The sequence below is a fragment of the Anaeromyxobacter sp. SG17 genome (assembly GCF_022690695.1).
In the GTDB taxonomy this organism is placed as follows: domain Bacteria; phylum Myxococcota; class Myxococcia; order Myxococcales; family Anaeromyxobacteraceae; genus Anaeromyxobacter; species Anaeromyxobacter soli.
The window spans coordinates 19,903-43,213 of the sequence record NZ_JALCYX010000035.1 but is presented as its reverse complement, the minus strand read 5'-3'; the positions used below and the strand labels follow the sequence as shown (position 1 = coordinate 43,213).

The following is a 23,311-nucleotide window of genomic DNA, read 5'->3' as shown; positions in this document are numbered from 1 at the left end:
CGAGCTGCGGGCCGCAGTCGCTCGATTCGTTCTGCCACCACGGCGCGAACGAAGCTACCCGCGCGCGGTGAAGCTGAAGATGAGCAACTACGCCCGCAGCCGCCCGGTCGCTAAGTGAGTGGCATTGTGCGCTAGCCCCCGCCGAGGAGGGGCGCGAGGCCGTCACGAAACGAGGGATAGGCGAGCGAGACGCCGAGCGCGGCGCGCGTGCGCTGCGAGTGGATGCGGCGGCTCGGGCCGCCGGCCGAGGCCGCCGAGACGGACGGCGCGATCCCGAGCCGGCCGCAGATCCACGCCACGACCTCGCGGCGCCGGGTGGGCTCGGCGTCGCTGCCGTGGTAGACGGCCCCGGGAGCGGCGCGCTCCAGCGCCGCGAGGACGAACGAGATCGCGTCCTCGCGGTGGCAGAAGTTCATCCACGCGTCGTCACCCGGCCCGAGCGCGAGCCGCCCCGTGCGCACCCGGTCGACGATTCCAGCCCGGCCCGGGCCGTAGAGTCCGGAGAGGCGGACCACCGCCGTCCGCAGCGCACCGGCGGACGCGCCGCGCACGAGCGCCTCCGCTTCCACGAGCACCTCCGCGCTCGCGCTCGCGGGCGCGGGCGGCGACCCCTCGTCGACGTCCGACCCGTCGCGCTGGCCGAACACGCCCGTGGAGCCGGTGTAGACGAAGGCGCGCGCGCCTCCCCGCGCGGCGGCGGCGAGGAGGGCGCGGTTCGCCTCGACGTACGCCGCCCGGTACGCCTCCACGCCGTCCGCGCCGGCGGCCTGGCAGGCGACGATCGCGTCCACCTCCGGGAGCCGCGCCGCGGCACCGCCGGCGGCGAGGTCGACCGCGAGCGGCTCCACCCCGAGCGCGCGCAGCGCCTCTGCGCGGGCAGGGTCGCGGCGGATCCCGGTCACGCGATCGCCTCGCTCGACGAGGCGGCGCGCGAGCGCCGTCCCGAGCCAGCCGCAGCCTGCGACGAGGACGTGCATGCGTCACCTCGCGGAGAGGGTTCGCGCCGATTATGACCGGAGGGCGGCGCGCGTGCAGCCGCTCCTCTCGTGGCGCGCGGGGAGGCGCATGGATCGACCGGCCCTCGTCGTCCTCGCCGGCCTGCAGGGGGCGGGCAAGTCGAGCTTCTTCCGCGCCCGCTTCTCGGCGACCCACGCTCACGTGTCGAAGGACCTCTTCCAGAGCGCCCGCGACAAGCGCCGCAGGCAGCGCGAGCTCGTGCACGCCGCGGCGGCGGCGGGGCTGCCCGTCGTCGTGGACGACACGAACCCGCGCCGCGAGGATCGCGCCGTCCTGGTGGAGCTCGCGCGCGCGCTCGGCCTGCGGCCGGTGGTGTACTGGTTCCCGCCGGACGTGCGCGCCTCGCTCGCGCGGAACGCGGGGCGCAGCGGGAAGGCGCAGGTGCCGAAGGTCGCGATCTTCGCCACCGCCAGGCGGCTCGAGGCGCCGGAGCCGGCGGAGGGGTTCGCGGCGGCGTACGAGGTGCGCGCCGCGCCGGAGGGCGCGTTCGTCGTCACCGCGCGGCCTGAGCTCGCAAGCCTGCCGTGACCCGTTCGGGTCTCGGCGGCCTGACGAAGGGCTATAGTGCGCGGATGCAGAACCGGAGAAGCGCTTCGGGCGAGGACGGGAACGACCCGCGCCGGTCATTTGCGAAGAGCGTCGCTGAACCCGCGGGGATGACGAAGCGGCGCCGGCGCGCAGTGTTCGCGGGGATCGCCGTCGTGCTGGGCGTTGCCGTCGCATTTCGATTGTACGGCCTGGGCCGCCTGCCCGGCATCAATGGCGACGAGGCGTGGTACGGCGTACAGCTGGCGCGGTTGCTGGACGGCGCTCCCTTCGAGTGGCGAACTCCACACGGAAACATCCCCGGGCCGCTGCACTCGGGTCTTCTCCTGCTCCTCCTGCTCTTTTCGCCGCGATCGCTCACCGTGCTCAGGCTGCCGAGCGTCATCTCGTCGCTCGCGCAGATCGGCCTCACGTACGCGATCGCGAAGAAGCACTTCGACCGGCCGACGGGAGTGATTGCGCTGCTCCTCACCGCGTCGCTTCCAATCAACATCGCTTATGCGCGGTTCGGATGGGACCCGAGTCACTCCGGTCTGGCCGCGATCGTTGCAGCTCATTTCGCGCTGTCGGGGAACGTATGGGCGAGCGCACTCGCGTTCGTGTTCGCGCTCCTCGTTCACCCGACGAATGTGTTCGTCGCACCGTTCCTAGTTGCCGTTCTCTTCGGAGTGGAGCACGCACGCATCGGCTGGCGCGGGGCCCTCGTTCGCACTGGACTTCACGCTGCGCTCCTGGGCGCCGGTCTCGCCGTCCTGGGGCTCGCGGCGGCGCCCGGAGACGCGCGCGCGATCACGGGCGACGCGCTGACGCGTGCAGTGGATCCATCGGCATGGGTGGCCTCAGCGGTTCTCTACTCGAGGCTGTTATCGGGCGACAGCGTCTACCAGTATGTCGTTGGCTCCGGCTTTGGTGCGGCCACGACGCTCACCGATCTCCTGGTGGGGACCATCCTCCTTGCTCTCTTGGTGATGGGCGGCCTTGCGCTTCGTGCGCGGCCATTCGGTCGTGAAGCCGGGGTCGTGGTGGGCTGGCTGGGGTCGGTCGCGAGTTTCTTCATCCTCGTCGGCTCGGACGCAATGCGCCCGCACCTCGAGCGATACGCCGTCTGCCTGCTCGTTCCCACGACTCTCGCGATGACCGTGTTGCTGCGGCATGCTCTCGGACGCGCGAACGGCGCCGTCCCTGCCATCGCCGCAGGGATCATGGCGACGCTCGCGCTCGCGGGATTCGGGACGCGCTATCTGCACCAGCTGCAGACGCGGGGGTCGAGCTCACACGAGACGTTCTGGACGGGTCCAGTCGAGCCGAAGGAAGAGGCCTTTCGTCGCATCGCCGCCGACGCGGAACACAATGGCGGCGCGTGCATCGTGGCGGACAGCTGGTGGGTCTACTGGCCGCTCGCGTTCCTCGCGCAGGGCACGAACCTGCTGGTCACCGAGCCGAACGCATTGCCCGCGACGGCGCCACCCGGCGGGGTGTATTTGGTCGGATTCCCCGACGGCCCTTTCGAACGCGCAGCATCGCGAACCCCGGCGCTTCTGCCGCGCTGGGACATCCACGGCGCGGAAGGCAGAACCGTCTTGCGCGTCTGGTGGATGCCTGCGCAATTGCAGTGAACCGAATCGCGTCGGCCGAGCGCGGAACTTCGGTCATGCCGTGCTCCTCTCGCGCGTCCACGCCCCCCGTGCACGTTCCGCTCGTCAGCCGCTCTTCAGGGCCGCCGCGACGATCGCCCTCGCCTCCTCGAGGATGCGCGCGAGGTGCGCCTCGTCCCGGAAGCTCTCCGCGTATATCTTGTAGACGTCCTCGGTGCCGGACGGGCGCGCCGCGAACCAGCCGTTCTCGGCGACCACCTTGAGCCCGCCGATCTCCGCCCCGTTCCCGGGCGCGCGCGTGAGCCGCGCCACGATGGGCTCGCCGGCGAGCGTCCGCGCCTTCACCGACTCCGGGGCGAGCTTCTTCAGGATCGCCTTCTCCGCGGGGGTCGCGGCGGCGTCCACGCGCGCGTAGACCGGCGCGCCGAGATCCGCCGCGAGGGCCTGGTAGAGCTCTCCGGGGTCCCTGCCGGTGCGGGCGCTCATCTCCACCGCGAGGAGGTCCATCACGATCCCGTCCTTGTCCGTCGTCCAGGTCGTGCCGTCGCGGCGGAGGAACGACGCCCCCGCGCTCTCCTCGCCGCCGAAGCCGATGGAGCCGTCGAGGAGCCCCGGCACGAACCACTTGAACCCCACGGGCACCTCCACGAGGCGCCGCCGGAGCCGCGCCGCGACGCGGTCGATGAGCGCGGACGAGACGAGGGTCTTCCCGATCCCGGCGGCGGGGCTCCAGGCCGGGCGGTTCCGGAAGAGGTAGTCGATCGCGACCGCGAGGTAGTGGTTCGGGTTCATGAGCCCGGACGCGGGCGTGACGATGCCGTGCCGGTCGGAGTCGGCGTCGTTCCCGAAGGCGAGGTCGAACCGGTCCTTCATGGCGACCAGGTTCGCCATCGCGAACGGCGACGAGCAGTCCATCCGGATCTTGCCGTCGTGGTCGAGCGGCATGAAGCCGAAGGTCGGATCCACCACCGGGTTCACCACCGTGAGGTCGAGGCCGTACTCCGCCGCGATCACGCTCCAGTAGTGTGCGTTCGAGCCGCCCAGCGGGTCGACGCCGACGTGCAGGGGCAGGCCGCGGGCGCCGTCGAGGTCGAGCGCCGCGCGGAGCTCCTCGACGTAGGGCCGCACGTAGTCGCGCACGTGCACGCTCGCGGCGCGGCGCGCGGCCTCGTAGCCGAGCCGCTTCACCCCGGCGTTCCCGGCCTCGAGGAGCGCGTTCGCGCGCGCCTCGATGGCCGCGGTGACCGCCGTGTCGGCCGGCCCGCCGTCGGGTGGGTTGTACTTGATGCCGCCGTCCTCGGGCGGGTTGTGGGAGGGGGTGATCACGATCCCGTCGGCGAGCCCCTCCGTCCGCCCGCGGTTGTGGCCGAGGATCGCGTGCGAGATGACCGGCGTCGGGACGGGAGCGCCGCCCTCGGAGATCACCACCTCCACGCCGTTCGCGGCGAGCACCTCCAGCGCGGTGCGCTCCGCGGGCTCGGAGAGCGCGTGCGTGTCGCGCCCGAGGAAGAGCGGCCCGGTCACGCCCGCGCGGGCGCGGTGCTCGCACACGGCCTGCGCCACGGCGAGGATGTGGGCCTCGTTGAAGCTCCTGCGCAGGGACGAGCCGCGGTGGCCGGACGTTCCGAAGGCGACGCGCTCGTCTGGATTTGCGGGGTCGGGCCGCTCCGAGACGTAGCGGCGCAGGAGGTCCGCGACGTCGACGAGCAGGTCCTTCGGGGCGGGCTTGCCGGCGAGGGGATGGGGCATGGCGGAAATCTCGCACTCCCGCCGGTCTTGTCACCGTCACGGACGGGCCCGACAATGGACCGATGCGCCTCCCGGCGGCGGTCGCCGCCCTGCTCCTCTCGCTCTCGTCGCCGCCCGCGCGCGCGCCGGGGCCGCCGCCTGCGCCGCCCGCTCCCCGCGCCGGCGACGCGGCGCAGGGGGGCTTCCGGGTGCTCGCGCCCGGGCTCGAGCTCGGCCAGTTCGCCGGCCCGGCCGCCGAGGGCCGCGCGCAGCCCATCGCGATCGTGCGCATCGACCCCGCGCGCTTCGAGCTCAGGCTGCTCAACGCCTCCGCGCCCGGCGAGGGCAGCCTGCGCAGCGCTCGCGCCTGGGCGGCGCGCGCCGGGGCGGCCGCCGCCATCAACGCGAGCATGTACCAGCAGGACTACCGCACGAGCGTCTCGCTCATGCGCACGCGGCAGCACGTGAACCAGCGGCGCGTCTCGAGGGACCGCTCGGTGCTGGCCTTCGACCCCCTCGAGCGCGGCGCCGCGCCGGTCCGGCTCATCGATCGCGACTGCGACGACCTCGAGACGGTCGCGAAGGCGTATGGGACCCTCGTGCAATCGATCCGGCTCGTCTCCTGCGACCGGCGGAACGTGTGGGCCCCGTCGCAGCGGCGCTTCTCGGCGGCGGCGATCGGCATGGACGGGAAGGGGCGCGTCCTCTTCATCCACGCGCGGACACCCTGGCCCGTCTACGACCTCGTGAACGCGCTCCTCGCGCTCCCGATCGACCTGCGCCAGGCGATGTACGTCGAGGGCGGCCCCGAGGCTCAGCTCTACGTGCGCGGCGGCGGGGGCGAGCACGAGTGGGTGGGCGGATTCGAGCACCTGCCGCAGGCCGATAACCACGAGCCCTGGCCGGTCCCCAACGTGGTGGCCGCCGTCCGTCGCCGCTGAGCCCTTCGGTCCCGTCGGGGCGGCGCTCCCTAGGGGGCCAGCTCGGGCGAAGACGGGCCGATCCCGGCCCGCCACGCGTCCCCCGTTCGGCGCCTCGCTCGCCCGTGATCCGGGCGGGTGCTTCCTCGGACGATCGCCCGCCCCCACCCTCCGTGGGCGCATGCGGGACCTCGCCTGGATCCTCCTCCTCCCCCTCTCCGCCCTCCTCGCCTGCGGCCACGGCGACGCGGGCCGCGCGCGCGACGCCCGGGCGCGCGAGCGCGACGAGCTCTCCGCCCTGTGGAGCTTCTATCGCTACGCGCACGTGGAGCGCGGCCGCGTCGTGGAGCGCGACGAGGGCGGCATCACGACCTCCGAGGGCCAGTCGTACGCGCTCCTCCGCGCCGTGTGGGCCGGCGATCGCGCCACCTTCGACGAGGTGTGGCGCTGGACGCGCGAGAACCTCCAGGTCCGCGACGACCGGCTCCTCGCCTGGAAGTGGAAGGACGGCGTCCAGGATCGGAACGCCGCGACCGACGCGGATCAGGACAGCGCCCTCGCGCTCGTGCTGGCGTCGCGCCGGTTCGGCGAGGCGCGCTACCTCGAGGAGGCGAGGCGCCTCCTCGCGGACGTCTGGGCGCGCGAGGTGATCCAGGCAGGCGGGAGGTTCCTGCCCACCGGCGGGAACTGGGCGCCGCGCGAGCGCTACCCCACCATCCACGTCGCCTACCTCGCCCCCTACGCCTACGAGGTCTTCGCCGAGGTCGATCCGGCCCACCCGTGGAAGGAGCTCGTGCGCGGGAGCTACGAGGTCCTCCGCTTCCTCTACTTCGACAAGGGGCTCGTGCTGCCGCCCGAGCGGATCTGGGTGGATCCGCGGTCCGGCGCCCTGCTCCTCGAGAAGCCCGGGGGCGGCGCGCCCCAGGTCTTCGGCTACGACGCAGTCCCGATCTTCTGGCGCGTCGCGCTCGACGCGCGCTGGTTCGGGAGGCGCGGCGAGGCGGACCTGCGCGCCCGCATGCTCGCCTTCCCGCGCGAGGCCCTCCGCGCCGAGGGGCGGCTCCGCGATCGCTACACCCCCGGCGGCCGCGCGCTGTCGGAGCTCGACGGCCAGCCGCACATGGCCTCCGTCGCGGCCCTCGCGGCGGTGGAGGACCCGGCGCTCGCCGCCGGGCTGCGCGAGGGGAAGCTCGACTCGATCTTCGAGCGGGCGCTCGCGGGCGAGGAGACCCCTTACTACCTGCACAACTGGCTCTGGCTCGGGCGCGCGCTCGAGCTCGGCGTCACGCGCCGCTTCGACGAGCCGCTCGCGTTCCTGCTCGGGATCGACTGGAGCCCGTTCGAGGAGCGCTTCCCGCTCCTGCCGGTGCTCGCGGCCCTCGCGCTCGCGCCGCTCGCGAGGCGGTTCACCTGGGCTCGCGCGGGGCTCGTCGCGCTCGCGGTCGCCCTCTCCGCGCGCTACCTGGGCTGGCGCGCCCGCGAGACGCTCAACTTCGTCGAGCCGCTCGGGCCGGTCATCAGCCTGTCGCTCCTCGCCGCGGAGGCGTACGCGTTCTCGACCGTCCTCCTCCTCGTCGTGCAGGTCGGCGTCTCGCGGCGCCGGCGCGAGGCGCCCGCGGCGCTCGCGCCGGGCGAGAACGCACCGTCCGTGGACGTGTTCGTCCCCATCTACTCCGAGTCGCTCGAGATCCTCGACAAGACGCTCGCCGCCTGCATGGCCATGCGCTACTCGAGGATGACCGTCCACGTCTGCGACGACTCGCACCGCGAGTCGGTCGCGCGGCTCGCCGCCGAGCACGGCGCGCGGTACATCGCCGGGCCGAAGCGGCACGCCAAGGCGGGGAACCTCAACAACGCGCTCTCGCTCACGGCGGGAGAGCTCGTCGTGGTGTTCGACACCGACCACGTGCCGAGCGCCGCGTTCCTCGAGCGCACGGTCCCGCACTTCCGCGACGCGCGCATGGGCGTCGTCCAGACGCCCCACCACTTCTACAACCCCGACGTCTTCCAGCGCGCGTTCGGGACGGGCCCCGCCGTGCCGAACGAGGCGGACCTCTTCAACCACGCCATCCAGGCGGGCCGCGATCGCTGGGGGGGCGCGTTCTTCGTGGGCTCGGGCGCCGTGTTCCGCCGCGCCGCCATCGCCTCGGTGGGCGGCTTCAACCTGCTCTCCATCACCGAGGACATCCACACGAGCCAGAAGCTGCACGCGCGTGGCTGGCGCTCGGCGTTCGTGGACGAGGACCTCGCCGTCGGGCTCTCCGCCGAGAACGTGCAGAGCTACCTCGTGCAGCGGCGCCGCTGGATGCTGGGGTGCCTGCAGATCTTCTTCAAGGACAACCCGCTCCTCGAGCGCGGCCTCCCGCTCCGCCACCGCGTCGGCTACTTCGCCTCGCTCTGGTACTTCTTCTTCCCGCTGGCGCGGGTCGCCTTCTTCCTGACGCCGCTCTGGTACCTGCTCTTCCACCTCCACCCGCTCTTCGCGGACCTCCCCGTCCTCCTCGCGTACCTCGTCCCCCACCTCCTGCTCTCCACGCTCGCCGCGAACGCGCTCCTCCCCGGCTGGCCCCGGCTGCTGTGGGGGACCGTCTACGAGGCCGCGGTGGCCTTCCCGCTCGCCCGGGCGACCCTCGACCTGCTCCTGCCGAAGAGCCTCGGGTTCAAGGTGACGCCCAAGGGGATCGTGTCGGACCGCCGCCGGTTCGACGCGTCCTCCTCGCGGCTCACGATCGCTGCCGCGGCGCTCGCCGCGGTCGCGCTCGGGAAGGGTGCGTTCGAGCTCCTGGCGTTCGGGATCGAGGTCGAGGCGTACGCGTTCAACCTGTTCTGGGCCGGCGCGAACCTCGCCGCCGTGCTCGCGGCGCTCCTCGTCGCGTGGGAGCGGCCGCAGCGCCGCGAGGACGAGCGCGTGCGGCGGCGCGTGCCCGTGCGCGTCGAGGCGCCGGGGCTCGCGCTCTCCGCGGAGACGGTGGACCTCTCCCTCACCGGCGCGGCGCTCCGGCTGCCCGCGGGCGCGACCCTGCCCGCCGAGGTCGAGCTCTCGTTCGTGACGCCCGAGCCGCTGCGAGTGCGCGCCCGCGTCGCCTGGCGCGAGGAGGTGCAGGGGACGGCCCGGGCCGGCCTCGCGTTCGAGGGGCTCCCCGCGGAGTCGCGCCGCGCGCTCGTGCGGATCGCCTTCTCCGCCGAGGAGGCGTTCGCGGGCGCCCACGACGGGCGCACCCGCAGCCAGGTCGCGATGGCGCTCCAGCTCCTCGCCGGGATCGTCCGCGCGTTCCTGCCGCTCCGCGCGCGCCGTCGCCTGGCGCCCCGCCGCGGGACGCTGCGCGGGCTCGCGTGGGTGGGGGCCTCCCGGCGCGTCCGGGGCGTCGTGCTCGACACCTCGCCGGGGGGGCTCGGCGCGCTCTTCCTCGGGAGACCGCCGGCGGAAGCCCTGCCCGTCGTGCTGCGCGATGGCGTGCGCTGGGTGCGCGTCGCGCACGCACGCCGGGTGCTCCCGGGGCTGTGGCGCGCGGGGCTCGCCTTCCTGCCCGCCCCGCTCCCGGGCGGCGAGGCGCATGAATACCTTGCCGCCTAGAGAGCCCTCGCAAAGACCCGAGAGAGATCCAGCATGAGCCCCTCGATCCGCACCGCGATCATCGCGGCCGCGCTCGCCCTCGCGCCCGCGGCGCGCGCCGGCCTCGCCGAGTCCTGGTACCTGTCGCGCGGCCGCGCGAACATGCAGATCGCGAACTACGGCGCCGCCATCGAGGCGTGGCGCAAGGCGCTCGAGCTGAACCCGAACAGCCGCGAGGCCTCCCACGAGCTGTGCAGGGCGCTGCTCCAGAACGGCGAGACGGACCGCGCCGTCGCCGAGCTCGATCGCCACCTCGCGCGCTTCCCCGACGACTGGCAGCTCGCGTTCGAGCAAGCCCGCCTGCTGCAGTGGTCCCGGTACGCGTACCGCTCGAAGGACGCGGTGAGGTACCTGCGCATGGGCCTCGGCCGCCGGGACGATCCCGCGCGCCGCCACGAGCTCGCGCGGCTCCTGGGGCGCGACCGCGCCACCCTCGACGAGGCGCTCGCGGAGTACCGGACGCTCCTCTCGGGCGCGCCGGAGGACGCGGCGCTGCGCGACGAGTGGCTGAAGCTCCTGCTCTGGGATCGCCGCCACCGCGACGAGGCCGTGCGCGAGCTCGAGCGACGCCTCGCCGCGAGCCCCGGGGACGAGCGCGCCGCGCGCGAGCTCGCCCGGATCACGGCCGAGGATCCGCGCCGGGCGGGAGAGGCGGCCGGGCGCTACGCGGCGCTCCTCGAGCGCCACCCCGACGATCCCGATCTGCGGCTCGGCCGCGCCCGCGCGCTCGCCCGCGCGGGGCGGCGCGACGAGGCGCGCGGCGAGTACGCGCGCGCGCTCGCGCTCCGGCCCTCCCCCGAGACGAGGCTCGAGTACGCCGAGGTGCTCGCTGCCGATCCCGCCTCGGCCGACGCCGCCCGCCGCGAGTACGAGGCGGTCCTGCGCGAGCGGCCGCGCTCGCGGCGCGCCCGGGTCGGCCTCGCTCGGGTCCTCGGTGCGCGCCGGGAGACGAGCAAGGACGCCATCGCGGTCTACGAGACCGTGCTCGCCGAGGCGCCGAACGACGCGGAGGCGCACCGCGGCCTCGCGCACGCCTTCGCCTGGAACGGCGACGCCGACCGCGCCCTCGCGCACGGGGAGCTCGCCGAGCGGTACGGCCCGGCGCGCCCGGACGTCGCCGCGCTGGAGCGCTCGCTCCGCGTGGGGCGCGAGCCGGCCGCGGGCGGCGGCGCGCGGGTGCTCGCGCAGCCGGGCGGCGCGAGGCTCTCGCGGGTGGGCGCCTTCGTGTCCGGCGCCGCGGAGCCGACGCCATTCACCTCGAGCGCCGTCGAGGCGGGGTTCGCCGTCGCGCGCGGGGAGGCGGGCGCCGAGGCCTCGGGGGCCGACGTGAGGGTGCAGGGCGAGTGGCGCCCGTCGCCGGGGACGCGGCTCGAGCTGCGGGGCGCGCTCGACGGCGTGCGCCGCGGGGCCGCCGGACTGTCGGGCGGCGTGGCCCTCCAGCGCGCCACCGAGGACCGGCGGGCCTCGCTGGAGCTCCGGCGCGCCTCGCGCCTCGACTCCTTCCGCGCCTACGCCGGCGAGGGCGCCGGCGACGCGCGCGTGGGGGCGGCGAGCGACAACCTCGTGGAGCTTCGCCTGGCAGGCGGCAGCGCCACGCGGGTCGAGCTCACCGCGCGCGCGGGATCCATCTCCGCCGAGCGGATCTCGCCGGTCTTCGCGGCGGGCCTGGGCGCCCGCGTCGATCGGGCGCTCACGCGAGCCCGCGGGTTCGCGATCGCGGCGGGCGTCTCCGCGGACGCCCTCCACCACGCCCGCGATCTCTCCGCGACGAGCGACCCGCTGGACGCCGCTCCGGGCGTGTTCTCGCCGCCGCTCTTCGTCTCGGCCTCGCCACGCCTGTCCGTGACCCGCGAGGCGGGCGCGCGCGGCTGGCTCTCGCTCGACGCCGGGCCCGCGCTGCAGGTCGTGGGCGGCGCGGGAGGTGGAGTCCGCGCCGGCGGCGACGCCCGGCTCGCGTTCGCGCAGCGCGTCGGCCAGCGGCTCCGGGTCGGCGGCGAGGCGCGCGCGGAGCGGGTGGCGGACGTGTACACGCGGCTCGAGGCGGCGCTCACCGCGTCGCTGCTCTTCCCCTGAGCGGCCGGCCATGACTCCGGCGCGCGAGGCGATCACGGCGAGCGGGGGCGCGGCGGCGCGAACCCTGCCCATGCCCGGCCACGCCCTCGTCTCGGTGCTCCGCCCCGGCCGGACGCTGCTCGTGCGGGCGGAGGCGGCCGGGACGCTCGCCGTGCTCCGCCGGGCGGGCGTCGGACGAGGAGAGCTCGAGCGCCGGGCGCGCGCCTGCGCCGGCGCCTCGGCGGCCGTGCTGGAGCACGAGGGCGCCGCACACCTCCTCCGCCCGTTCGTGCCGGGCCGGACGCTCACCGAGGTGCTCGCCGCCCCGCCGCCGGTCGCCGCGGCTCTCGACCTCGCCGGCGCGCTCGCCCGCGCCGTCCTCGTTCTGCACGGGCGCGGCCGCGTGCACGGTCGGTTGCACCCGGGCAACGTCGTCGTCGCGGCGGACGGGTCCGTGACGCTCGTCGACGCCGAGCTGCCGTTCCACCCCGATCCCGCCGATCCCGCCGCCGCCTCCGCCCTCGGCTTCGCAGCCCCCGAGCTCCTCCGCGGCGGCGCGCCGTCCCGCGGCGGAGACGCGTTCGCGCTCGCCGCGATGATCTACGCGCTGCTCACCCGTCGTCCGCCCTTCCCGGCCGAGACGCCGCTCGAGGCCATCCGCCGCGTGCTCCACGAGGAGCCGGTCCCGCTCGCCGTGCTTCGCCCCGATCTTCCCGCCGGGCTCGCCGCGGCGGTCACCCGCGGGCTCTCCCGGCGCGCGTGGAGACGGACGACCGCGGCGCAGCTCGCCGAGGAGCTCCGCGTCGTGCTGGGCAGCGCGAGGCTCGGGGAGCCGACCGCGAGCGCGGCCTCGCTCCCGGCGGCGGCTGCGGCCGCGCAGACGACGGGGCTGCACACCTCGACCTCGACCTCGACCGCGACCGCGACCGCGACCGCGACTGCGACCCGGACCCCGACCCCGACCCTGACCCCGACCCCGACCCTGACCCCGACCCCGACCCTGACCCCGACCCCGACCCTGACCGCGACCGCGACCCCGACCCCATCTCCGACCCCCGCCCATCGCCCCTTCCCGCCCGCCATCCTCGTCGCGCTCACCCGGGCGCCGGGCCTCGCTCGCGCTTTCGTCGCCTCTCCACGGCGCCTCACGCTCCTCGCCCTCCCCGCCCTCGCGCTCGCGGCGCTGTACCTGCCCCGGAGCGAGGCGGCGCTCGCAGGCGACGTCGCATCGCTCCTGAGGAGCGGCCGGCTCGCGGACGCGCGCGCCCGGGTCGACCAGGCCGCGAGGAGCCGGCCGGGCGATCCGCTCGTCGAGAAGCTCCGCGGCGACGTCGCGTGCGCCCGCGGCGCGAGCGGTGAGTGCCTGCGGCGCTACCGCGTCGCGCTCGCCGCCCGCCCGGCGCTGCGCGAGGACGCGGCGCTCCGCGAGAACGCCCGGAAGCTCCTCGCCGGCGCCCAGAGCTGCGGCTCGCGCCGCGCGGCGGCGGAGCTCCTCGGCGAGCTGCGCGACCCGGCGGCGCTCCCCGCGCTCGAGTCGGCGCGGCGCGCCGGCGGGCTCTTCTCCTGGTTCTGCACGGGCGACGCGATCGATCGCGCCATCCTGGCGACGCGACAGACGGAGCGGACCGCCGCGGACTGAGCACGGCTAGGCATATCCGTGCACGAGCCGCTGCTCCTCGCGGTACGGGTAGATGTCCACGATCTCCCCCTCCCGGATCCGCTCCTGGATGCCGCGCCAGTAGCGCCCGGTGAGCAGGTCCCCGTGCGCGTGGAGGAAGACCTCGCGCAGCCGCCCGGTCAGGCCGAGGAAGGGGAGCAGCTCCTCGGGGAAGATGTCGTTCTCCCCCACGTAGAACCAGGGCTCCCCGCTCGTCTCCTCGTCGTCGCCCGAGGCGGTGGGCAGGTCGCGGAACACGCAGTCCGTGACCCGCGTGAGCTCGTCGTAGTCGTAGAAGATCACGCGCCCGTGCCGCGTCACGCCGAAGTTCTTGAGGAGCAGGTCGCCCGGGAAGGTGTTCGTCGCGGAGAGATCCTTGAGCGCGCGGCCGAAGTCGAGCACCGCCTGCCGCGCGGTCCACTCGTCCGCCTCGCGGATGAACAGGTTGAGCGGCGTCACGCGCCGCTCCACGTAGAGGTGCCGCACGGCGACCTCGCGCGGCCCGATCTCCACGCTCCCGGCGCACTCCTCCCGGAGCTCGCGCAGCACCTCGGGCGAGAAGCGGTCCGCCGGGAACGCGAGGTGCTCGTACTCCTGCGCGTCCACCAGCCGGCCGGCGCGGTCGTGGCGGAAGACGTGCCGGTACTTGTCCATGACCTCGCGGCGCGTCGTCTGCTTGGGCGGCTTGAACTCGTCCTTGATGACCTTGAAGACGACGTCGAGCCCCGGGATCGTGAACACGCTCATCACGAGCCCCTTGTCGCCGCGCGCCGGCACGAACGACTCGCCGGTGGCGGCGATGTGGCGCGCGATCTCCCGGTACAGCTCGGTCTTGCCGTGCTTGTTGAAGCCGAGCGCGATGTAGAGCTCCGACACCCGCTTCTGCGGGATGAGCGTGGAGAGGAACGCCACCAGCTCGCGCGGTCGCTCCACCTCCACGTGGAAGTACGAGCGCGTGAAGCTGAACACGATCGAGACGTCCTCGGCGGTGAGGAGGATGGCGTCGAGGACCACGCCGCCCGCGCCATGGACCAGGGCCAGGACGAGCGGGGTCGTGAACCGCCCGCGCCGGAGCCGCCCGACGAGGTAGGCGCCCTTCCCGCGGTAGAAGACCGACGTCACCAGCTCGACCGTCTCGATCGGCTGGCCGTCGTCGAGCTCGCGCAGGTGCGCGTCGAGCTCGACCGCCGCGATGCGCACGTCGCGCTCGAGGTCCTCGTAGGGGACCGCGAAGGCGTAGGCGCGGAGGACGGTGCGGAGGAGCGCCTCGGTCGTGACCTCGCGCCGGAAGCTCCGATGAACGGGCACGCCGCCCTCGCGGACCGCCGGACCGTCGGCCGCCAGGAACTCGATGGCGGGATCCACGCCCACCGTGACGAACACACGCCGGGTGACGGAGTTGAAGAACGACTGCGCGATCTCCCGGTCCGGCCGCGCCGCCACCCGCGCCTCGTAGAGCTCCTTCATGCTCCGCCAGAGGGGGTGATCGTGCGCCGCCGCGCCGAGCTCGGCGCGCACCGTGCCGACGCAGGCGTTCACGAGCCGATCGCGGAGATCCAGCCGCTCACGCGCGTCGGCCTGGCCGCCGGCCCAGTCCTTCGCCTCGAACCGGCCGCGCGCCCGGGCGGTGATGCGCACCCGCTCGTCCTGATATGCCTCGAAGCTCGCCGCGATGGCGGCGGCGCCGGCTGCGGCGAGGGCGCCCGTGGTGGCGAGTTCGTCCGGCTGCGCCATATCCCTGGACGGTAACCGGGGCGTCGCCCCCCGGCGCGGCGCCCTCTGGGGTTCCGCCCGGCTCCGCGACCCGCCGACGAGGCGAGCCGCCTGCGACGACGCGCCAGCCGTCGCCGGGGCGTGCGGCAACCCTCCGTGGACGTTCAGAGCGGCGGCCGCGTACCCTCGCCGTAGCCGGTGAGCTCGACGTACCCCTCGCCCGCCGCGCGCCCGTCCGCGCCCGTGAGCCGGACCGGCCCCTCCCAGTACGAGATGCCGCCGGCCAGCGCGGAGCGGTTCTCCGCCCCGGCGACCTCCGGCGCCGCGACGAGCCGGAGCCCCTCGCGCGGCACCTCGATCCGCCAGCCGGCCGGGTACGTCACTCCGCGCGGGCTCCGCCAGGTCGAGAGCGCGGTGACGCTCCACTCCTCCGGCGCGAGCACGCGCGACGCGCCGCCGGGCGCGACGAGCGTCCCGTTCCGCCAGTCCACGCTCCCGTCCGCGCGCCTGAGGACGTACAGCATGAGGTCGCGCCCGTCCGCGAGCCGGAGGCTGAACCAGTCCCAGCCGACCTGCGCGGGGGCGAGCTGCGACGAGCCGACCTCCTGATCCATCCAGCTCTCGCCGCGCACGCGCAGCGTCTCCGCGCCCACCGTCACCGTCCCCTCGGTCGCGAGCCGCGTGTACGAGGCGTAGAGGCTCGCGTAGCCCTCCTGCGCCGCCTTGCGGCTGTAGCCGTTCGGCCCCTGCAGGACGAGGGGCTTCGACGGGCGGGCGACGAGGTCCAAGGCGATGCCGCGCGCGTCGTCGCGCATGGCGAGGTGGAACGCGCCGTCCTCGAGCCGCAGCGTCCAGCGCCCCGGAGTGCCCGCGGGCGCGCGCGCCCAGGCCAGGACGGGATCGGACGGCGCGCCGAAGCCGCCGAGGAGCGGCGCGGCGCGCCAGAGCACCTCCGAGAAGACGTGCTTCCCGGAGCGCAGGTCGGTCACCGCCGCGTGGCCCATCACCGCCTGGCTCGCCGCCCAGGCGGAGTCGAGCGCGGGCGGGTCCGGGGAGAGCCCGGCTCGGAAGAAGGTGAGCTGGTAGCCGAGCCGGCGCGCCGGAGCGTCCACGACGGCGAGCGTCCCCGTGAAGTACCACCACTCGTTCCGGTGGTCCGGGTGCGCGTGGTGATCGCGGGGCAGCTCCCAGCGATGCGCGGGATCCGCCGGACGCCACCCCGGCGCGCCGGCCAGCGCGACGGCGAGGAGCGCGGCGAGGGGGCTAGAGCGCATCGCGAGAGAGCTCCGCCGCCGGGGTGCGGCTCGCCGTGAGCGCCGGGTAGAGGCTCGCCGCGGCGGCGGCGGCGAGGATCGCGAGGGCCTGCCCTGCGAGCGCGGCCCAGGGAGGGTGGAGGGCGATGCTCCACCCGAAGAACGCAGGGTTCACCACCTCGACGAGCACGAGCGCGAGCGCGGCGCCGCCGGCCGCGCCGAGCGCGAGGCCGACGACGCCGATGCCGAGGCCGCGTCCGAGGAACACCGTGAAGAGCTGCGGACGCGTGGCGCCGAGGGCGCGGTACAGGGCGAGCTCGCCGCGCCGCTCGCGGGCGAGAACCAGGAGCGAGAGCGTCACCCCGGCGGCCGCGATGACGAGCCCCATCACCTGGAGGAGCCGGGTCACGGCGAACGTCTGCTCGAAGAGCGCGAGCACCTCCGCGCGGAGCGTCCGGTTGGAGCGGATCTGGAGCGCGTGGTCCCGCAGCGCCGCGCGGAGCCGGAGGACGGTCGCCTCGGCATCCGCGCCGGGAGCGAGGTACAGCGCGGCGTTCGACGGGGCGCCGGGCCCGAACAGGCGCGCGAAGGTGGAGAGGTCCACGAGCGCGGCGCCCCCCTCGGTGCCGTAGTCGCGGTACACCCCCGCGACGGGCAGCGCGATCTCGCCCTCGGGGCCGCGCACCGCGAGCCGCGACCCGGGCGCGAGGCCGGCCTTCCGCGCGAGCGGCTCGGAGACGAGCGCGGCGCCCCTCCGCAGCGCCGCCATCACCGCGGCGGGGTCTCCCGCGAGGAGCGCGAAGCGCCGCTCGCCGCCGGGCAGCGCGCCGTCGATCCCGGAGAGCGAGATGCGCCTGCCGGCCGCCTGGACCTGCACCTGGCGGAGGAGATCGACCGCGACGAGCCCCGGCGCCTGCCGGAGCCGCGCGACCACCTCCGGCGCGAGCGTCGCGTCGCTGCGCGCGCGCCGCCACGACGGCGTCGTGACGAACACGTCCGCCCGGAGGGTCGCGTCGAGCCAGCGCTCCACGGAGCCGCGGAAGCTGCCGACCATGACGGTGACCCCGGCGAGCATCGCCACCGCGACCGCGAGCGCCCCCGCCGCGACGGCCGAGGAGCCGAGCCTCGCCCCGAGCGTGCGCGCGCCGTACGCGACCCCGAGCCGCTGGGGCCGCCCGGCGCGGCCGAGGAGCCGGATGGCGGCCGGCGCGGCGAGCGGGACGGCGACGAGGACCCCGAGCGCGAGCACGAACGCGGAGGGCGGCCAGCGGCCCCGGAGCGCGAGGTGCGCCGCCGCGCCCGCGGCGAGCGCGGCGAGCCCGGCGGCGAGCGTGCGGCCGGAGCGGGCGCGCACCCGCTCCTCGAGCGTGATCGAGGCGAGGAGCGCGCGCGGATCCTCCCGGCTCGCGTCGAGCGCCGGCCCGAGCGCACCCGCCACCGCGCCCGCGACGCCGGTCGCGACCGCGAGCAGGACGAGGCCGGGGCCGACGGTCACGGCCTCGATCCCCTCGAGCAGGTACAGGCTGCGGATGGTGCCGCTCACGGCCGCCACGTTCGCGCGCGCTGCGAGCCAGCCGAGCGGGATGCCCGCCGCGGTGCCCGCGACGCCGAGGAGCGCCGCCTCGGCGAGCACGAGCCGGAGGACCTGCGCGCGGGTCGCGCCCACGGCGCGCAGGACGCCGAGCTCCTCGCGCCGGCGCGCGAGCGAGGCCCGCACCGAGGCGTAGACGAGGAAGCCGCCCACGAGGAGCGAGACGAGCGAGAGGGCCGTGAGGTTCAGGCGGAACGCGGCGAGGAGCCCCTCGGCCTCCGCGGTGCGCTGCTCGGGCGTGAGCACCCGGGCGCGCCCGCCGAGGCGGGCCTCGAGCCTCGCGCGGAGCGCCTCCGGCGCGACCCCCTCCGCGGCGCGCACGTCGAGCTGGTGGATCCTCCCGCGCTCGCCGAGGAGCGCCTGGGCCTGGGCGAGGTCCATCACCGCGAGCCGCCGGCTGGCGAGCGGCGCGATGCGCTGCAGGTCCACCAGGGCGCCGACGACGAGCGTCGCGCGCCTCGAGCCGAGCGACACCGGGATCCGGTCGCCCACGCGCCAGCCCAGCTCCGCGGCGAGGGCGGGCGTGACGGCCACCCAACCCCTCCGCGTGAGCGCCTCGCCGAGCTCCCCCTCGGGGAGCCGCCACGGGGCCCGCACTGCGGCCTGGAGGAGATCCGCGCCGACGAGCTCGAGGCTCGCGTCCGCGCGGCCGTCCACCGCCGCCTCCGCGCGCCAGAGCGGGATGGCGGCTGCGACGCCCGGGACGGCGAGCACCTCGTCGAGGAGCCGCTCGTCGAGGAACCCCGCCCAGCCCAGCACGGAGAGGTCCGCCTCCCCGGAGACCGCGCGCACGGACCCGGCGAACGCCCCGAGGGCGCTCCGGTTGAGGAGCTGGATGGAGAGCACCGAGCCGACGCCCAGGGCCACCCCGGCGACGGCGAGGAGGAACAGCGCGCGCGCGGCGCGCAGCTCCTTCCCGACGGCGCGCACGAGGTAGCGCCTCATGGCTCAGGGCTCCCTGAGGCCGGAGTGGAGGGTCCAGGTCTCGTCGGCGCGGGCGGCGAGCTCGCGGCTGTGCGTCGCGAAGAGCACGGCGCTCCCCTCGCCGCGGGCGAGCCCGAGCAGGAGCTCCATGACGCGCTCGCCGCTCTCCTCGTCGAGGTTCCCCGTGGGCTCGTCCGCGAGGAGGAGGCGCGGCCGCCGGAGCAGCGCCCGGCAGAGCGCGACGCGCTGCATCTCCCCGCCGGAGAGCTTCTGGACCGCGTCCCCGGCGCGGGCCTCGAGGCCCACGCGCGCGAGCAGGCCGCGGGCACGGGCCGCGGCCTCGCGGAGCGGATCCCCCGCGACGAGCGCGGGCACGAGCACGTTCTCCTCCACCGAGAGGTGGGGCAAGAGGTGGAAGAACTGGAACACGAGCCCGACGTGGTCGCGCCGGAGCCGAGTCCGCTCGCGATCGGACAGCGCAGCGAGCGGCCGGCCGAGCAGGACGACCTCGCCCGAGGTGGGAGCGTCGATGCCGGCGGCGAGGTGGAGCAGCGTGGACTTCCCGGAGCCGCTCCGGCCGGTGACCGCCACGATCCGGCCGGCGGGCACCTCCCCGGACACGCCCCGCAGGGCGCGGAGCACCGCCCCGCCCGCGGTGCGGTACTCCCGGGCCACTTCACGAAACGTGACGATCGGCTCCATCCCACCCTCACCCATGCCGCCGCGCCCCGAGCCGCGCGAGCCTTTCCGCCGCGGGCCGGCGGCGGGTCACCCGGCGCGGCGGACCTGCTCGCGGGCGAGCAGCGCGCCCACCACCTCGCGGAGGACCGCGGGCGCGAACGGCTTCTCGACTCGCGGCAGCCCGCTCGCCTCGAGGAAGCGCCGGGCCCGGTCCGTGAACGCGCCCCCTGTGATGAACACCATCCGAGTGGCCGCGTCGGGCGCCGCGCGCGCCAGCGCCTCGTGGAGATCCATGCCGGTGAGGTCCGGCATCATCAGATCGCACAGGACCACGTCGAAGCGCTCGCCGCCCGCGAGGCGCGCGAGGGCGGCGCGTGCGTCGGTCATGCAGTCCACGTCGTGACCGGCGAGGACCCGCCGGACTGTGCTCCCGATGAGCGGCTCGTCGTCCACGACGAGGATGCGCGCGCGCTCGGCGTGCCCGGCGGACGGGGAGGACGGCTCGGGGGGGCGGGCCTCCGATGCCCCCGGGAGGACGACCCGGAACAGGGCCCCCCTGCCCGGCTCGCTCTCGAGCTCGATCCTCCCGCCGAGCCCGGTCACGATCCCGTGGCAGACGGAGAGGCCGAGCCCGGTGCCCTGGCCCGGCGGCTTCGTCGTGAAGAACGGCTCGAACACCCGTCGCCCCAGCTCCGCCGGGATGCCGGCGCCGGTGTCCGAGACCTCCAGGACGGCCTCCCCGCCGGGACCGGCGCGGCAGGTCACGCGGATCTCGTTCGCGGCGGCGTCGCCCTCCGGGATCGCGTGCGCGGCGTTGACGAGCAGATTCAGCACCACCTGACCCACCTGGAACTCGGACGCGAGGACCGGCGGCACCGGATCGAGCCGCAGCACGAGGCGCGCGCGGTGGCGGATCTCGTGCTCGGCGAGCTTCGCGGCCCCCGCGATCTCGTCGCGCACGTCGATCGGCCGGCGGCCGTCCCGCCGCGAGCGGGAGACGATCCCGAGATCGCGGATGATGCGCGCGATGCGTCGCGTCCCCTCCGCGGCGTCGTCGAGCGCCTGGAGCGCCTCGGACACCTCCGGCTCGCCCGCGCGCGCCCCGAGGGCCTCGCGCGCGCAGCCGAGGTTCGCAGAGACGAAGGTGAGCGGGTTGTTGATCTCGTGCGCCATCCCCGCGGCGAGCGTCCCCACCGCCGCGAGCCGCTCGGCCGCCTCGGCGCGGCGCCGGTCCGTGAGGTCGCGGGCGGTGTAGATGGCGTACTCCGCGCCGTCGAAGGCGAGGTGCGAGAGGCCCACCTCCGCGTCGGCGCGGCCCTCCGGCCGGCGGACCGTCCCGTCGAGCACCGCCGCGCCGTGCGTCCGGATCTCCTCCCAGCGCGCCGGCCAGCCCGCCTCGGCGAAGCCGCCGTCCACGTCCCACACCGCACGGCCTACGAGCTCCGCGGCCCCGCGCCCGAAGAGCCGCTGCGCCGCGTCGTTCGCGTAGGTGATGCGGCCCCCCGGATCGAGGATGAGAACGGGGGCGTAGCCGCGCTCGAGCGCCGTCTGCGCGAGGCGCAAGGCACGCTCGGCGCGGCGGAGGTCCGTCACGTCGAGCGCCACCCCGCCGAGCAGCGGAGCCTCCTCGCCGCGAGGCATGCGGAACTTGAGCGCCACGAAGGAGCGACCGGACAGCTCCATCTCCTCGCGCCCGATCTCCCCGTTCTCGAGGACGGCCCGGTCCACGGCCGCCACCCGCTGCGCGACGGTCGGTGAAAACATCTCCGCGGCCGACCTGCCCTGGAGCTCGTCCAGTCCGAGGCCGTGCGCCCGGGCGAAGCTCGGGTTCCCGGTCACGACCCGGCCCTGGGCATCCTTGATGAAGATGACGGCCGGGGTGTGGCGCAGGAACGCGTCGAAGCGGGCCTCGCTCTCCGCGAGCGCGGAGAGCGTGCGCTCTCGCTCCGCGAGCGCTGCGCCGAGCACGAGGGCGGTCGCCACCGCGATGAACACGAGCAGCTGCACCTGCACGTCCGCCGCCGTGATCGTGGTGCTCGGATCGAGGAAGCGCGTCCGGGAGGTGAGCCCGGCGCCGACGAGCGACACGATCGCCGCGCCGGCCGACGCGCCTCGCACGCCGAAGCGCGAGCCCGCCCAGACGAGCGGCGGCAGGAGGAGGTAGCTCCGCTCGAGCCGCGTGCCGCCCGCGAAGACGAGCACCGCCGACCCGCCCAGCGCTGCGGCCACGACGGCGGCCTCGACCGCGCGCGAGAGGGCGAGCGGGCGCAGCCGCCGCCGGCCGGGCATCCAGGACACGACGAGCGGCGCGAACACCAGGATCCCGAGCGCGTCGCCCGTCCACCAGGCCCGCCACACGTGGAGGAACTGCACCGTCCCCGACCAGCCGTAGTGCGCCATGGCGCTCGCCGCGCCCAGCGCGGACGGCGCGAGCGGCGCAGCGAGCGCCCCGAGCAGCACGAGGGCGGCGACGCCGCGCACGCTGGCCGTCGGCCGCCGCGGTCCGGCGAGCCTCGACACGAGCGCCGCCGCGAGGGCGGCGTCGAGGAGGTCCACCACGACGTTGACGGTGACGAGGGCGGCGCTGCGGCCGGTCGCGCCGCTCGCGACGATCTCGGCCGCGATCGCGGCGCCGGCGAGCGCGAGCCGCTCGCGACCGCGACCGCCCAGGAGGAGGGCACCCGCGAGCAGCCCGACCGGCGGCCAGTAGGTCGCGAACGCGCCCGGGTAGGCCGAGAAGGCGTCCCCCGCTCTGCAGAGGAGGAGGTACGCGACGAAGAAGGCGACGGCGCGGCCGAGGACGACGCCGTTCTGGGAAGGCGGCGGGTCCCCTCCGACGCCCGGGTGAACGGGGCGCGTCATCGGGCGACTTACGCTATCAGGAAAGTGCGCTCCGTGACACGGGCGCCTCCCGCCCGCGTCCCGGTCACGGCTCGGAGCGCGAGGGCGCGGGAGCGCGGCGGGAGTCCGCGACGACCTGCCGGTGGGCGAGCGCCGCCGAGAGCGCGCTGAGGCTCGCGAGCGCGAGCACCACCTCGCTCACGGAGTGAAGCGCGTCCGAGCCCGCGACCCGCGCGCCGGTCGCCGCCGCGTCGTAGAAGAGCCAGCACAGGTTGGAGGCGGCGAGCAGCCCCCAGGGCCACTGCAGCGCGCCGCCGCGGAACTGCCGCGCGATCCGGAACAGCGGCGCGACCAGCACGAAGCAGATGACGTCGCCCGCGACCGAGACCGCGTCGAAGAACGCCTGCGAGGCGCCGCCCGCGACGAGCGCGTCGGCGGCGTCGCGCAGGAGGGTGGGGATCCCCAGCCCGAGCCCCACGACGAAGACCGCGGCGCCGTCGAGCGCGCCCTGCACCCGCGAGCCGGTGAGCGCGAGCCCCGCGCGGAAGAAGGCGGCGACGAAGAGGAGCGCGCTGCCGACGGCGGCGACGTTCACCGCGAGGATGTACCCGACCTGAAGCCAGGTCGGCTCGGGGCCCACGAGCCAGTCGCCGTGCGGGCCCGTGGTGAGCTTGTTCACCACCGGCAGGAGGAACGACACGGCCGACAAGAGCCAGGCGCGGAACATGAAGTCACGCCGCTCGAACGCCGCGGCGGCGGCCAGGCACCCGACGGTCGCGAGCGACTGGGTGACGAGCTGGGTCGCGAACCAGAGCTCGGGTTCCCGGCCGGTCGTCAGCGCGAGCGCGGCGACCGCGAGGGCGCCCGCGACGGGGATCGCGGCGAGCCATCCGTAGCGCATGCTCACCGGAGCGCCTCCTCGAGCTCGGCGAGGACGTGCTCCGCTGGCCCCTGCCCGAGCAGCGTTCGCAGCATGGGGCGGAGCGACTCGAGGAGCCGCGGCACGTCCTCGGGGCCGATCTCGTCCGGTCTCAGGCCGAGCACGCGATCGGAGAACGTACGCACCACGGCGCGGGCCGTGTCTGGCCCGATCCACCTCGCGAGCGCCGTCGCGATGACGTCTCCCCTAGACTTGCCCCCCGGCACGGCGCGCAGCCTAGACCCGCGCGGCGCGCCAGGC

Annotated in this window: 15 protein-coding genes; 6 read left to right on the top strand and 9 right to left on the bottom strand. The window is 75.6% G+C overall.

Annotation, left to right across the window (positions count from 1 at the left end; genetic code table 11):
* Positions 1-131 precede the first annotated feature (131 nt).
* Positions 132-977 carry an NAD-dependent epimerase/dehydratase family protein gene (locus tag MNY60_RS14010; protein WP_242360874.1) on the bottom strand — a complete coding sequence of 282 codons (846 nt, stop codon included), beginning with the start codon at positions 975-977 and terminating at the stop codon, positions 132-134.
* On the opposite strand from MNY60_RS14010, the gene MNY60_RS14005 reads away from it, so the two are divergent.
* Together MNY60_RS14005 and MNY60_RS14000 are read left to right on the top strand one after the other, a co-directional pair.
* Entirely contained in the window at positions 976-1,545 is a 570-nt protein-coding gene (locus tag MNY60_RS14005; RefSeq protein ID WP_242360872.1) for an AAA family ATPase, read from the top strand. The genes MNY60_RS14010 and MNY60_RS14005 overlap by 2 nt on opposite strands.
* Before the next feature lie 44 nt (positions 1,546-1,589).
* Positions 1,590-3,179, top strand: coding sequence for a glycosyltransferase family 39 protein (locus tag MNY60_RS14000; RefSeq protein ID WP_242360870.1), 1,590 nt, complete (start codon positions 1,590-1,592; stop codon positions 3,177-3,179).
* 84 nt (positions 3,180-3,263) lie between these two features.
* On the opposite strand, the gene pgm is transcribed toward MNY60_RS14000, so the two are convergent.
* Positions 3,264-4,907, bottom strand: coding sequence for a phosphoglucomutase (alpha-D-glucose-1,6-bisphosphate-dependent) (gene pgm, locus MNY60_RS13995; RefSeq protein ID WP_242360868.1), 1,644 nt, complete (start codon positions 4,905-4,907; stop codon positions 3,264-3,266).
* Between the two features lie 62 nt (positions 4,908-4,969).
* Between pgm and MNY60_RS13990 the strand changes: the two genes are divergently transcribed.
* The 4 genes from MNY60_RS13990 (at position 4,970) to MNY60_RS13975 (ending at position 13,110) form a co-directional block, all read left to right on the top strand.
* Positions 4,970-5,827 carry a phosphodiester glycosidase family protein gene (locus MNY60_RS13990; RefSeq protein ID WP_242360866.1) on the top strand — a complete coding sequence of 286 codons (858 nt, stop codon included), beginning with the start codon at positions 4,970-4,972 and terminating at the stop codon, positions 5,825-5,827.
* Positions 5,828-5,987: 160 nt separating this feature from the next.
* Positions 5,988-9,380, top strand: coding sequence for a glycosyl hydrolase family 8 (locus MNY60_RS13985; protein WP_242352533.1), 3,393 nt, complete (start codon positions 5,988-5,990; stop codon positions 9,378-9,380).
* 33 nt (positions 9,381-9,413) lie between these two features.
* Positions 9,414-11,492 carry a tetratricopeptide repeat protein gene (locus MNY60_RS13980; protein WP_242341053.1) on the top strand — a complete coding sequence of 693 codons (2,079 nt, stop codon included), beginning with the start codon at positions 9,414-9,416 and terminating at the stop codon, positions 11,490-11,492.
* 10 nt (positions 11,493-11,502) lie between these two features.
* Positions 11,503-13,110 carry a serine/threonine protein kinase gene (locus MNY60_RS13975; RefSeq protein ID WP_242352535.1) on the top strand — a complete coding sequence of 536 codons (1,608 nt, stop codon included), beginning with the start codon at positions 11,503-11,505 and terminating at the stop codon, positions 13,108-13,110.
* Between the two features lie 6 nt (positions 13,111-13,116).
* Here the strand turns inward: MNY60_RS13975 and aceK are convergent, their stop codons facing one another.
* The 7 genes from aceK to MNY60_RS13940 all read right to left on the bottom strand — a co-directional run bounded on the left by aceK (position 13,117) and on the right by MNY60_RS13940 (position 23,277).
* The gene (gene aceK / locus MNY60_RS13970) at positions 13,117-14,862 is read right to left on the bottom strand and encodes a bifunctional isocitrate dehydrogenase kinase/phosphatase (protein WP_242341055.1); all 1,746 of its coding nucleotides are present in this window, start codon (positions 14,860-14,862) and stop codon (positions 13,117-13,119) included.
* A 143-nt stretch (positions 14,863-15,005) separates the two neighbouring features.
* Positions 15,006-16,115 carry a lipocalin-like domain-containing protein gene (locus MNY60_RS13965; protein ID WP_242341056.1) on the bottom strand — a complete coding sequence of 370 codons (1,110 nt, stop codon included), beginning with the start codon at positions 16,113-16,115 and terminating at the stop codon, positions 15,006-15,008.
* On the bottom strand, positions 16,105-18,630 hold the full coding sequence (locus MNY60_RS13960; RefSeq protein WP_242360865.1) for an FtsX-like permease family protein: 2,526 nt from the start codon (positions 18,628-18,630) through the stop codon (positions 16,105-16,107). The genes MNY60_RS13965 and MNY60_RS13960 overlap by 11 nt, the downstream gene beginning before the upstream one ends.
* A gap of 3 nt (positions 18,631-18,633) precedes the next feature.
* Positions 18,634-19,311: an ABC transporter ATP-binding protein gene (locus tag MNY60_RS13955; protein ID WP_242356528.1), complete on the bottom strand. Its 678-nt coding sequence runs from the start codon at positions 19,309-19,311 to the stop codon at positions 18,634-18,636.
* Between the two features lie 66 nt (positions 19,312-19,377).
* Entirely contained in the window at positions 19,378-22,152 is a 2,775-nt protein-coding gene (locus MNY60_RS13950; RefSeq protein WP_242356530.1) for an MASE1 domain-containing protein, read from the bottom strand.
* Between the two features lie 64 nt (positions 22,153-22,216).
* Entirely contained in the window at positions 22,217-23,038 is an 822-nt protein-coding gene (locus MNY60_RS13945) for a hypothetical protein (protein ID WP_242360863.1), read from the bottom strand.
* Complete coding sequence (locus tag MNY60_RS13940; RefSeq protein ID WP_242340710.1) at positions 23,035-23,277, bottom strand: hypothetical protein; 243 nt, start codon at positions 23,275-23,277, stop codon at positions 23,035-23,037. The genes MNY60_RS13945 and MNY60_RS13940 overlap by 4 nt, the downstream gene beginning before the upstream one ends.
* Positions 23,278-23,311: the final 34 nt, after the last annotated feature.